Source organism: Geodermatophilus sp. SYSU D00079, assembly GCF_054050635.1.
On the sequence record NZ_JBJGZS010000022.1, the window covers coordinates 71247 to 82464 of the forward strand.

Here is an 11218-nt window from a genome sequence, read left to right on the forward strand (position 1 = left end):
CGGGCACGTGCACACGAAGGGCCGGTTGCGTCAGTGACGCAACCGGCCCTTCCTGGTGGGGCTAGTCCTCCGCGCGGCGACCGGCGACGTCCGGCGCCATCTGGCCGATGATGCGCTGCAGGTCGTCGACGGAGCCGAACTCCACGACGATCCGCCCCTTGGCCCGGCCGATCTGGATCTTGACCTTGGTCTCGAAGGCGTCCGACAGCCGGCCGGCGAGGTCCTCGACGCCGGGGGCGTTGATCCGCCGGGTCCGCCGCTTGGCCGAGGGCTGCTCGGCGGCGGCCAGCGCGACCGCCTCCTCGGTGGCCCGCACCGACAGCCCCTCGGCGACGATCCGGGTGGCCAGGACGTCCTGCGCCTCGGCGTCGGCCAGGCCGAGCAGCGCCCGCGCGTGGCCGGCGGAGATGACCCCCGCCGCGACCCGCGTCTGGACCTTCACCGGCAGCTTCAGCAGCCGGATGGTGTTGGTGACCTGCGACCGGCTGCGGCCGATGCGCTGCGCCAGCTCCTCGTGGGTGGCGCCGAACTCCTCCAGCAGCTGCTGGTAGGCCGCGGCCTCCTCCAGTGGGTTGAGCTGGACGCGGTGGATGTTCTCCAGCAGCGCGTCGCGCAGGAGGGCGTCGTCCGTGGTGTCCCGGACGATGGCCGGCACGGTGTCCAGCCCGGCGGCGCGGGAGGCGCGCAGCCGGCGCTCACCCATGATGAGCTCGTAGCCGCCCTCGCTGCGCTCGCGCACGACGACCGGCTGCAGCAGGCCGAACTCGCGGACGGAGTGGGTGAGCTCCTCCAGCGCCTCGTCGTCGAAGACCTGACGCGGCTGCTTCGGGTTGGGCACGACGTCGGCGACGGCGACCTCCCGCAGCTGCGCGCCGGGGACGCCGACCGTGGCCTCCTCCCGCTGCCGGGCCACCGTCTCGGCCGCCTGCGCCGCCGGGGGCAGCAGGTGCACCGGGGGAGCCGCCGGCGCCTCGGCCGCCGGAGTGGGCGCCGCGGCCGCGTCGTCGTCGGCCGGGGCGCCCGGCAGCGTCGGCTGCTCGACGGGCGGGGCGCTGGTGGGGATCAGTGCCGCGAGCCCCCGGCCCAGGCCGCCGCGCTTGGTCATGCTCGCTCCTCAGGGGACGAAGGGGGGACGGGCACGGTGGCCGCGTCGGTGTCGGGGAAGGCCGCCGCCACCGGCGGTGGGGGAGCGGCGGGCATCCCGGGGCCCGAACGCGAGGGCAGCGGCGGCAGGTGGACGCCGCGCTCGGCGAGCTCCCGGGCCGCCTCGACGTAGCTGGTCGAGCCACGGGAGCCGGGGTCGTAGGTGAGCACGGACTGGCCGTAGCCGGGCGCCTCGGAGACCCGCACGTTGCGCGGGATGACCGCGTCGAGCACCAGGTCGCCGAAGTGGCTGCGGACCTCCTCCGCGACCTGGTCGGCGAGCTTGGTCCGCGCGTCGTACATCGTCAGCAGGATGGTGCGGACGGCGATGCCCGGGTTGAGGTGCTGGCGCACCAGGTCGATGTTGTTGAGCAGCTGCCCGAGGCCCTCCAGCGCGTAGTACTCGCACTGGATGGGGATGAGCACCTCGTCGCCGGCCACCAGCGCGTTGAGGGTCAGCAGGCCGAGGGACGGCGGGCAGTCCACGAGGACGTACGACGGGCGCTGCTCGGCCGGCAGGGCGGCCAGGTAGGCCTCGATGGCCCGGCGCAGCCGGTACTCGCGCGCGACGACCGAGACCAGTTCGATCTCCGCCCCGGCGAGGTCGATCGTCGCCGGCACGCAGAGCAGCAGCGGGCTGGCCGTGGTCGGGTGGACCACCTCCGACAGCGAGCTGTCACCCACCAGGGCGTCGTAGACCGACGGCGTCCCGACGGTGTGCTCCACCCCGAGGGCGGTGCTGGTGTTGCCCTGCGGGTCGAGGTCGATCACCAGGGTCCGCAGCCCGTAGAGGGCGAGCGCCACCCCGAGGTTGACCGCCGACGTGGTCTTTCCGACGCCGCCCTTCTGGTTGGCGATGGTGATGACCCGGATCCGCCCCGGCTTGGGGAAGGGTTCCTGGTTGGCCGCGTGCAGCACCCGGGTGGCCCGCAGGGCCTCCATGGCGATGGGGCTGTCGAAGTCCGCTCCGGAGCTGCCCGCCTGGTCGGCGGCGAGGCTGCTCCGCAGCCGCTGGCCCGGGTCGGTCATCTCGGGTCCTTCCTGCCGATCCGTTTCACGTGGAACGGGCTCGGGGAGACGTACGGGTTCCACGTGGAACAGGGAGCGGAGCTCACCGTTGCCCACGCGTCATGACCACCACGGTAGTGGCAGCGTCGCCCAGCTCGGCGCCGACAGCCCGAGCGTGGATCTCGCGCATCCCCGCGCCCTCGAGCTCCGGGACCATCGCCGGCAGCTCCTCCACCGCCCGCGCGCCGACCAGGGCGACGAGCAGCGCTCCCGGCCGCATCAGCCCGCGGCACCACGACACCAGGCGGGGCAGGGCCGCCACCGCCCGGGCGGTGACCACGTCCACGGGGCCCACGGCCGTGCGCACCGAGCGCTCCTCGGCCCGGCCGCGCACCACCCGCCACGGGGCGCCCAGCTCGGCGACGACCTCCTCGAGGAACTCCACCCGCCGGGCCATGGGCTCCACGAGGGTGAGCTGGAGGTCCGGTCGTGCCAGCGCCAGCGGGATGCCGGGCAGGCCGGCGCCGCTGCCGACGTCCACCACCCGGGCCCCGGAGGGGACCGCCTCGGCGACCGCGGCGCTGTTGAGCACGTGCCGCTCCCACAGCCGCGGCACCTCCCGCGGGCCGATCAGGCCGCGGGTGACGCCGTCGGTGGCCAACCGGGCCACGTAGCGCTCGGCGTCGGGGACGGCGTCCCCGAACACCGCCCGCGCGACGGGTGGGGCCGGTGGGACGGCCGGGACGTCGGCGGGGGCACTCACCGATCCGGCAGGACCACGACGCGACGGTTGGGCTCCTCGCCCTCCGACTCGCTGTGCACCCCGGCGACGCCGGCGATGACGTCGTGGACGACCTTGCGCTCGAACGGGTTCATCGCGGCCAGCCGCTCCGGCTGCCGGCTCTGCGCCACCCGGCGGGCCGCCTCGGCGGCCAGGGCGGTGAGGTCGGCCCGGCGCTTGGCGCGGAACCCGCTGATGTCGAGCATCAGCCGGCTGCGCACACCGGTGGACTGGGCGACGGCCAGCCGGGTCAGCTCCTGCAGGGCCTCCAGCACCGAGCCGTCCGGCCCGACGAGGTCCTGCAGCTCGCCGCCCACGATGGCGACCGAGGCGCGGTCACCCTCCACGTCGAGGTCGATGTCCCCGTCGACGTCGAGGATGTCGAGCAGCCGCTCCAGGTAGTCCCCGGCGACGTCGCCCTCGCGCACCAGCAGGTCGTCGCCACCGTCCTCGTCGTCGTCGGTGTCGGCCGGCTCGACGACCGCGTCGGCGCTGTCGGCGTCCGGGTCGGGCAGGTCCGGCTGGGCCGGGCCGGCGTCGCCGGTCACGGGGCTGAGGACCGCACCCGACGTCGCCTCAGCGGTCATGGCCGTGTCTGTGGGGTTCTGCGGGGCGCTCATGGCGTCTCCTCCCGTGGTTGGGCGTCCGGGCGTGCCCGGTGGTCGGTGGCCGGCGGGGCCGGCGGGCGTCCGCGGAGGGACGCCGGGGCGGCCGTCAGCGGCGCTTGCGCTTGCCCCGGTTGGCCGGGCCGGGGCTGCCGCCGCGGGCGGCGGTGCCGCGCGGCCGCCCGGCCGGGCCCTTGCCGCTCGGCGCCTGGCCGTTGGACCCGGCCGCGGTCGACCCGCTGGCGCCGTCGGCGGACGCGGTGCCCGACGGCGCGGTGTCGCCGGTCGGGTCGGCCGGGTCCACGGTGGACGACGGCGCCGCGGGGCGGCCGGGCTTCGGCCGCACCGGCTTGGCCCCGGGCTTGGGCGCGAGGGTCTTCGGGTCGATGGCCGGCTTGTCGGCGGCGGCCTTGGCGAGGGCCGCGGGGGACCCGGGCGGCGGCATCTTGCGGAGGATGAAGAACTGCTGGCCCAGCGTCCACAGGTTGTTGGTGAACCAGTAGAGGAGGACGCCGACCGGGAAGAAGAAGCCGGTGACGAAGAGGCTGATCGGCATGCCGTAGAGCAGCAGCTTCTGCACCGTGGCGGCCTGGCCCTCGACCGGGCCGGAGCGCTTCATCGTCTGGCGCTGGGTCACGTACGTCGTGACGCACATGATCACGATGAGCACGAAGGCGACGACCCGGATGCTGGTGTAGCTGACCCCGGGCAGGTCGAGGATGGCCTGCTCCTTGGCCCCGGTCATGTTGAACGACGAGGAGATCGGCGCGCCGAACAGCGGTGCCTGGGCCGCCTCGCGGGTGAGCTCGGTCGACCAGCTGTAGAGGCCCACGGCGTCCGGGGAGAGCCGGCGCAGGACGTGGAACAGCGAGAGGAAGACCGGGATCTGCGGGAGGATCGGCAGGCAGCCGGCCAGCGGGTTGACCCCGCGCTCCTTCTGCAGCGCCATCATCGCCTGGCTGAAGCCCTGCTTGTCGCTGCCGTACTGCTTGCGCAGCTTCTGGATCTCCGGCTGGATCTCCTGCATCGCCCGCTGCGACTTGATCTGCTTGACGAACAGCGGGAACAGGATGACCCGGATCGTGACGACCAGGAAGACGATCGACAGCGCCCAGGTCAGGCCGGACAGGCCACTGCCGGCCGGCGGGTCACCGAAGACCACGTTCCACAGCGAGTGCCACCGGGCCATGACCCACGAGATGGCGGTGTACAGCCAGTCAAGCAAGGGAGGACTCCTCCTGCGGGGCCCGGGCGGGGGCCGGCGGGGTGGCGCGGTCGGTTCCGGGTGGTGCGGTGCTCCCTGGGGGAACGGGGTCGAAGCCCCCGGGGTGCCAGGGCGCGCACTTGAGCAGGCGGCGCAGCGCCAGCCAGCTGCCGCGGGCGGCGCCGTGGACTTCGATCGCCTCGACGGCGTAGGCGCTGCACGTGGGGGCGAAGCGGCAGCGCGGCGGCAGTGCCGGGCTGATGGCCCGCTGGTAGAAGCGCACCGCGCCCAGGAGGGCGCGGCCGACCGGGCTCCGCCCGCGTGCGGCGGGGGAGGCGCCGGAGGGGACCGCGGCGCCGCTCACGAGGCGCGGGCCCGGGAGCCGAGGAGGCGGTCCAGCCCGGCCGCGAGGTCCCGGCGCAGGTCGGTCGAGCTCGCGGTGGCCGCCTCGGGGCGGGCACGGACTACGAGGTCGGCGGAGACCGGCAGGCGGGACAGCTCGCCCAGCACGACCGCCCGCAGGCGGCGGGTGACGCGGTGGCGGACCACGGAGTTGCCCACGGCCTTGCCCACCACGAAGCCGGCCCGTGGACTGCCGGACCCGCCGGCGGTGCCGGCGGCCGGAGTCACGGGCCGTTCGGGGAGGTAGTGGAGCACCATGGTCGGCCGTCCGGCACGCCGACCGGACCGGACGACCGCGGTGAACTCCGGACGCCGGCGCAGGCGTGCCTGCGCGGGCAGCACCTCAGGCGGAGAGCTTCTCGCGACCCTTGCGCCGACGGCCGGCGATGATCGCCCGGCCCGCGCGGGTGCGCATCCGCAGCCGGAAGCCGTGGGTCTTGGACCGGCGGCGGTTGTTCGGCTGGAACGTGCGCTTGCTCACGAGGTACTCCCACTACACGACATCGACGGTGCGCACCGGCCGGCGGGCAGGCGCGCGCTCAGGGACGGTTGGAGCTCGGCAGGACCGGCTCCCCGTCCACAGACTCCCGCCAGCATAGCCGAGGAATCCCGGGTGCCGGAGGGCCCGTCCGGACACGGACTCCCCAGGCTCCCTCATCCGCGGGTGCGGTGGGTGCTGTGCGGCCGCGGGCTCGCCGCGACACGCCCTGCGCCGCGCCGGGTGGAGCCGCCGGGCTCGTTGCCGGGCTGTGGACGAGGCTGTTAGCGTCGCCGTCGCTCCACACCGGACATCCGCGTCCGGCACAGGGGCCGCCCCGCTGGGTCGACCGACCACCGCACTCCCCGTACACCCCTCTCGACCCCCTCCCTGACCAGCGACGACGTCCCTGACCGGCCCGCGCGAGCGGATGCCGGACGAGCGCGTCGCCGACCGTGCACAGCCTGTGGACGACGGTGTGGACACCGTGTGTCCAGCTGTCCACAGCGGGGAACTGCCGAGGGATCGGACGCGGCGGTGCGCACCCGCGGCAGTGGCGACGAACACACGGTTTGGGGAGGACACGGTCATGGCCGATGCCACGGTGGACCTGGCGACGGTCTGGGACCAGATCCGCGAGCGGCTGGCGACGAGTCTGTCCCCGCAGCAGAACGCGATGCTGAACCTGACCCGGCCGGTCGGTGTGTTCGAGGACACCGCGGTGCTGTCGGCGCCCAACGAGTTCACCCAGACTGTGCTCGAGTCGCGCATGCGGCGGGTGCTGGCCGAGGCGCTGTCCGAGCAGATCGGTCGTGACATCCGCGTCGCCGTCCAGGTGGAGGACACCCCGGCCCAGCCCGAGGAGGAGCCGCGCCCGGAGGTCCCGACCCGGCGGCCGTGGTCGGCGGTCGAGGCGCAGCGTGCCGAGGAGGACCGCGAGACCCGCGACCGCGCCGACGACGGGCGCAGCGCCTTCGGCGTCCGGACCGACGTCACCCGCCCGCTGACCTGGGAGCGCGACCCGGCCGAGCACCCGGGTACCCCGGAGAACCCGGCACCGGAGGACGAGGACCGGCCGGCCACCGACTGGAGCCCGCCGACGCGCCGGTCCGCCGGCCGCGGCACCCGCGGCGCCGACCGTGACTGGGGCGGCGGGGACGTGGACGAGGACGGCGCCGCCGTCCTGCCGTTCGACCTGGAGCCCGCGGACCGGGACGCCGACGCACCCCCGGCGACCGGCCGGGGCCGCCGGGGCGAGGGCCGCGGGTCGGGCGGGCGCGGCGGGGACGCCGTCCCGCTGTTCGGCGACCGCCGGGCGCCGGCCGGTGCGCAGGACCCCGGGTTGAACCCCAAGTACGTCTTCGACAGTTTCGTCATCGGCAACAGCAACCGGTTCGCCCACGCCGCGGCGGTCGCGGTGGCCGAGGCGCCGGCGCGGGCCTACAACCCGCTGTTCATCTACGGCGACTCCGGGCTGGGGAAGACCCACCTGCTGCACGCCATCGGGCACTACGCGGCGCGGATGTTCCCCAACGTGCGCGTGCGGTACGTGAGCACCGAGGAGTTCACCAACGAGTTCATCAACCTGGTGCACTCCGGGCGGGCCGAGGAGTTCCGCCGCCGCTTCCGCGACATCGACTTCCTGCTCATCGACGACATCCAGTTCCTGGAGCGCGCCGAGCGGACGCAGGAGGAGTTCTTCCACACCTTCAACACGCTGCACAACGCCAGCAAGCAGATCGTCATCACCTCCGACCGGGCGCCGAAGAAGCTGACGACGCTGGAGGACCGGCTGCGGACGCGCTTCGAGTGGGGTCTCATCACCGACGTCCAGGCGCCGGACCTGGAGACCCGCATCGCGATCCTGCGGAAGAAGGCCTACGGCGAGCGGCTGCAGGTGCCCGACCCGGTGCTGGAGTTCATCGCCAGCAAGGTGCAGACCAACATCCGCGAGCTCGAGGGCGCGCTCATCCGGGTCACCGCGTTCGCGTCGCTGAACAAGCAGCAGGTGGACCTGCCGCTGGCCGAGCTGGTGCTCAAGGACCTCATCAGCGACGAGCAGGGCCCGCAGATCACCGCGGCGATCATCATGGCGGCGACCGCGGAGTACTTCTCCGTGACGATGGAGGAGCTCCAGGGCTCCAACCGCAGCCGCACGCTGGTCAACGCCCGGCAGATCGCCATGTACCTGTGCCGGGAGCTGACCGAGCTGTCCCTGCCCCGGATCGGTGCCTCCTTCGGCGGCAAGGACCACACCACGGTCATGCACGCGGTCAAGAAGATCACCAACCTGATGAGCGAGCGCCGGGCCACGTACACCCAGGTCACCGAGCTGACCGCCCGCATCAAGAGCCGCGCCCGCCAGTAGCCCCGTCGGCCGGCCGCCCCCGGGGACCGCCGGCGCTCGTCGGCGGCGGGCCGTCCCCTGCCGGCGGCCCAGGGGACCGCGACGTCACCGCGGTGCCGGCCGGTGACCCAGGTCGGCGCTGTCGACTTCTCCACACCTGTGCACAACCGTGTGCATGGCGTCAGGCTGCGTGCGTCGCCGGGATGCCGCGGTGACCGATCGGTGCTCGTCGACAGGTCGATGAGTTGTCCCCAGGGATGTGCACAGTCTGGGGGTATCTCGTAGGGACGGCGTCACGCGTCGTGACGCCGGTCCGTGGGCGCGCCGCGGTCCTCCCATCGTCGGCACGTCGGTGACCTGCTGGTATGCGTCCGTCCCCGGCCGCGCCCGGGACCGGCCGCGTCGGCGGGGTCGCCGTCGTGCACAGCACCTGGGGACGGGTACTGGGGGAACCAGGGGACAGCGCGTGGAGAGACGACGGTCGGTGTGCACGGACGTCGAGATGTCCACGTGTCGACAACAGGCGACGCCGGTGCACCCACAGTCCACCAACATGTCGACATCGGCTCTGACCTGGGCAGAGGGGCTCGATCCCCAGGTTCCACACCAGTGATGACGAGGATGAGGGAGTTATCTCGATGAGTTCTCGAACCACAATCAGGGTGGGGAAGCAGGGTCTGCAGGGGCTGGAGCACACCTGATCGGGGAAGCAGTCACCCGCAAGTCAGACGTACAGGGCACGATGAGCACCGCAGCAGAGGAGTACGACAGAGCTGGGGTGGATCAGGTCATGAAGTTCCGGGTGGCACGTGAGGTGCTCGCCGATGCCGTCGCGTGGACGGCGCGCAGCCTGCCGCCCCGGCCGTCGGTGCCGGTGCTGGCCGGCATCCTGCTCGAGGTCGACGGCAGCCAGCTGTCGGTGAGCGGGTTCGACTACGAGGTCTCGGCCCGCGCCGAGGTCGACGTGCAGGCCACCGAGAGCGGCCGCACCCTCGTGCCCGGACGGCTGCTGGCCGAGATCACCCGGGCGCTGCCGCCGCACCCGGTGGACATCACCGCCGAGGGTCCGCGGCTGTCCATCGCCTGCGGGAACGCGCGGTTCAGCCTGCCGACCCTGCCGGTGGAGGACTACCCCTCCCTGCCGTCGATGCCCTCGTCGGCGGGTGTGGTCGACAGCGACGTCTTCGCCGAGGCGGTCGGTCAGGTCGCCGTGGCCGCGGGCCGCGACGACACCCTGCCGATGCTCACCGGTGTACGGCTGGAGATCGACGACGACCTGGTCACCCTCGCGGCCACCGACCGCTACCGGCTGGCGGTCCGCGAGTTCGCCTGGCGCCCGGAGACCCCGGGGTTGTCGGCGGCGGTGCTCGTCCCCGCCCGCACGCTGGCCGACGCCGCGAAGACGCTGACCAGCGGCCCGGAGATCACCCTGTCGCTGTCCTCGGGCAGCTCGGGGGAGGGCATCCTCGGCCTGTCCGGCAAGGACCGGCAGACCACCACCCGGCTGCTGGACGCCGAGTTCGTCAAGTACCGCGCGATCATGCCCAACGAGTCGCAGGCCAACGCGGTGCTCCCGGTGGGCCTGTTCACCGACGCGGCCAAGCGCGTCGCCCTGGTCGCCGAGCGGGGCACGCCGCTGCGCTGTGAGTTCACGCCGGGACAGGTCACGCTGCGGGCCGGGGGCAGTGACGACGAGGGTCAGGCCGAGGAGCGCTGCGACGTCGAGTTCGACGGCGAGCCGCTCACCATCGGCTTCAACCCGACGTTCCTGCTCGACGGGCTGGCCGCGGTGCACACGCCACGCGCGCGGATGGACTTCACCAGCCCGCTCAAGCCCGCCGTCCTGTCGGGGGTGGAGGAACCGACGGCCGACGAGGAGGGCGCGGCGGCCACGCCGGTCGAGCGGCCCGGCAGCTACCGCTACCTGATCATGCCGGTGCGCCTGCCCGGCTGATGCCCCCACCCGCGCCGACGGCGGAGGCCGGGGCGCGGTCCCCCTGCTGCCCGCCACCGCTCGCGGGCTCGCGCCGGGACGGGACAGGAGGCCCACCCGCCGCGCGGCCGCACCAGCGGGCGAGCACGATGGGGCACCGAGGCCGGAAGACAGCGAGGAGAGGACGTCGTCGTGCAGTTGGGGCTGATCGGGCTGGGAAAGATGGGCGGCAACATGGCCGAGCGGCTGCGCCGCGCCGGCCACGAGGTCGTCGGCTTCGACCACCACCCGGAGAAGCGGGACGTCGACAGCCTGCCGGCCCTGGTGGAGGCGCTGTCCGCCCCGCGGGTGGTGTGGGTGATGGTGCCGGCGGGTGAGCCCACGAAGGCGACGGTCAAGGAGCTGGCCGAGCTGCTCAGCCCGGGCGACGTGATCGTCGACGGCGGGAACTCGAAGTACACCGACGACCAGGTCCACGACGTCCTGTGCCGCGAGAAGGGCATCGGCTACGTGGACGCGGGGGTCTCCGGTGGCGTCTGGGGCCTGGAGAACGGTTACGCGCTGATGGTCGGCGGCACCAAGGAGGACGTCGCCAAGGTGCAGCCGGTGTTCGACGCGCTGAAGCCGCCGGCGCCGGTCGACGCGTCGGGCCAGGAGCTGCCGGGGGCCGGGTTCGTGCACGCCGGTCCGGTGGGCGCCGGCCACTTCTCGAAGATGGTCCACAACGGCATCGAGTACGCGATGATGCAGGCCTACGGCGAGGGCTACGAGCTGCTGGCCGCCGTCGACCTGATCGAGGACGTCCCCGGCGTGGTCAAGTCCTGGACGCAGGGCACCGTCATCCGCTCCTGGCTGCTGGACCTGCTGGTCCGCGCCCTGGACGAGGACCCGGAGCTCGACCGCATCAGGGGCTACGCGGAGGACTCCGGCGAGGGCCGCTGGACCGTCGAGCAGGCCATCGAGAACGCCGTCCCGATGCCGACGATCGCCGCCTCGCTGTTCGCCCGCTTCTCCTCCCGCCAGGAGGACTCGCCGACGATGAAGGCCGTCGCCGCGCTGCGCCAGCAGTTCGGTGGGCACGCGGTGCACGCGGTGCAGCAGCAGGAGGCCGAGCGCCCGGCGTGAGCACGCTCCTCCCGACCCGTCGGGGGGGGGGGGGGGGGGGGGGGGGGGGGGGGGGGGGGGGGCGGGGGGGGGGGGGGGGGGCGGCGGGGGGGGGGGGGGGGGGGGGGGGGGGGGGGGGGTGGGGGGGGGGGGGGGGGGGGGGGGCGGGGGGGGGGGGGGGGGGGGGGGGGGGGGGGGGGGGGGGGGGGGGGG

11 protein-coding genes are annotated in these 11218 nt (G+C 74.0%); 3 read left to right on the plus strand and 8 right to left on the minus strand.

The window, feature by feature from the left end; translation table 11 throughout:
- Window positions 1-61: 61 nt before the first annotated feature.
- The 8 genes from ACI79E_RS16865 to rpmH all read right to left on the minus strand — a co-directional run bounded on the left by ACI79E_RS16865 (window position 62) and on the right by rpmH (window position 5624).
- Entirely contained in the window at window positions 62-1105 is a 1044-nt protein-coding gene (locus ACI79E_RS16865; protein WP_456933723.1) for a ParB/RepB/Spo0J family partition protein, read from the minus strand.
- The gene (locus ACI79E_RS16870; RefSeq protein WP_456933724.1) at window positions 1102-2172 is read right to left on the minus strand and encodes an AAA family ATPase; all 1071 of its coding nucleotides are present in this window, start codon (window positions 2170-2172) and stop codon (window positions 1102-1104) included. Before ACI79E_RS16870 ends, ACI79E_RS16865 begins: the two co-directional genes overlap by 4 nt.
- A gap of 82 nt (window positions 2173-2254) precedes the next feature.
- On the minus strand, window positions 2255-2914 hold the full coding sequence (gene rsmG, locus ACI79E_RS16875; RefSeq protein ID WP_456933725.1) for a 16S rRNA (guanine(527)-N(7))-methyltransferase RsmG: 660 nt from the start codon (window positions 2912-2914) through the stop codon (window positions 2255-2257).
- Window positions 2911-3552: a Jag family protein gene (locus ACI79E_RS16880; RefSeq protein ID WP_456933726.1), complete on the minus strand. Its 642-nt coding sequence runs from the start codon at window positions 3550-3552 to the stop codon at window positions 2911-2913. The genes rsmG and ACI79E_RS16880 overlap by 4 nt, the downstream gene beginning before the upstream one ends.
- Window positions 3553-3646: 94 nt before the next feature.
- Entirely contained in the window at window positions 3647-4762 is a 1116-nt protein-coding gene (gene yidC / locus ACI79E_RS16885; protein WP_456933727.1) for a membrane protein insertase YidC, read from the minus strand.
- Complete coding sequence (gene yidD / locus ACI79E_RS16890; protein ID WP_456933728.1) at window positions 4755-5105, minus strand: membrane protein insertion efficiency factor YidD; 351 nt, start codon at window positions 5103-5105, stop codon at window positions 4755-4757. The genes yidC and yidD overlap by 8 nt, the downstream gene beginning before the upstream one ends.
- Window positions 5102-5485 (minus strand): ribonuclease P protein component, encoded by a 384-nt coding sequence (gene rnpA, locus ACI79E_RS16895; RefSeq protein WP_456933729.1) that lies wholly within the window; start codon window positions 5483-5485, stop codon window positions 5102-5104. Before rnpA ends, yidD begins: the two co-directional genes overlap by 4 nt.
- Before the next feature lies 1 nt (window position 5486).
- On the minus strand, window positions 5487-5624 hold the full coding sequence (gene rpmH, locus ACI79E_RS16900; protein ID WP_089305879.1) for a 50S ribosomal protein L34: 138 nt from the start codon (window positions 5622-5624) through the stop codon (window positions 5487-5489).
- 586 nt (window positions 5625-6210) lie between these two features.
- Here rpmH and dnaA point away from each other — a divergent pair.
- The 3 genes from dnaA (at window position 6211) to gnd (ending at window position 11026) form a co-directional block, all read left to right on the plus strand.
- Complete coding sequence (gene dnaA, locus ACI79E_RS16905; protein ID WP_456933730.1) at window positions 6211-7989, plus strand: chromosomal replication initiator protein DnaA; 1779 nt, start codon at window positions 6211-6213, stop codon at window positions 7987-7989.
- A 769-nt stretch (window positions 7990-8758) separates the two neighbouring features.
- On the plus strand, window positions 8759-9922 hold the full coding sequence (gene dnaN / locus ACI79E_RS16910) for a DNA polymerase III subunit beta (RefSeq protein ID WP_456933731.1): 1164 nt from the start codon (window positions 8759-8761) through the stop codon (window positions 9920-9922).
- Between the two features lie 171 nt (window positions 9923-10093).
- Window positions 10094-11026, plus strand: a complete 933-nt coding sequence (gnd, locus tag ACI79E_RS16915) for a phosphogluconate dehydrogenase (NAD(+)-dependent, decarboxylating) (protein ID WP_456933732.1) — start codon at window positions 10094-10096, stop codon at window positions 11024-11026.
- The last annotated feature ends 192 nt before the right edge of the window (window positions 11027-11218 follow it).

Bases quoted from the DNA above. Each gene is read 5' to 3' on its own strand.
- ACI79E_RS16865 (WP_456933723.1), bottom strand. From the start codon at position 1,105: ATGACCAAGCGCGGCGGCCTGGGCCGGGGGCTCGCGGCACTGATCCCC.
- ACI79E_RS16870 (WP_456933724.1), bottom strand. From the start codon at position 2,172: ATGACCGACCCGGGCCAGCGGCTGCGGAGCAGCCTCGCCGCCGACCAG.
- ACI79E_RS16880 (WP_456933726.1), bottom strand. From the start codon at position 3,552: ATGAGCGCCCCGCAGAACCCCACAGACACGGCCATGACCGCTGAGGCG.
- dnaA (WP_456933730.1), top strand. From the start codon at position 6,211: ATGGCCGATGCCACGGTGGACCTGGCGACGGTCTGGGACCAGATCCGC.
- dnaN (WP_456933731.1), top strand. From the start codon at position 8,759: ATGAAGTTCCGGGTGGCACGTGAGGTGCTCGCCGATGCCGTCGCGTGG.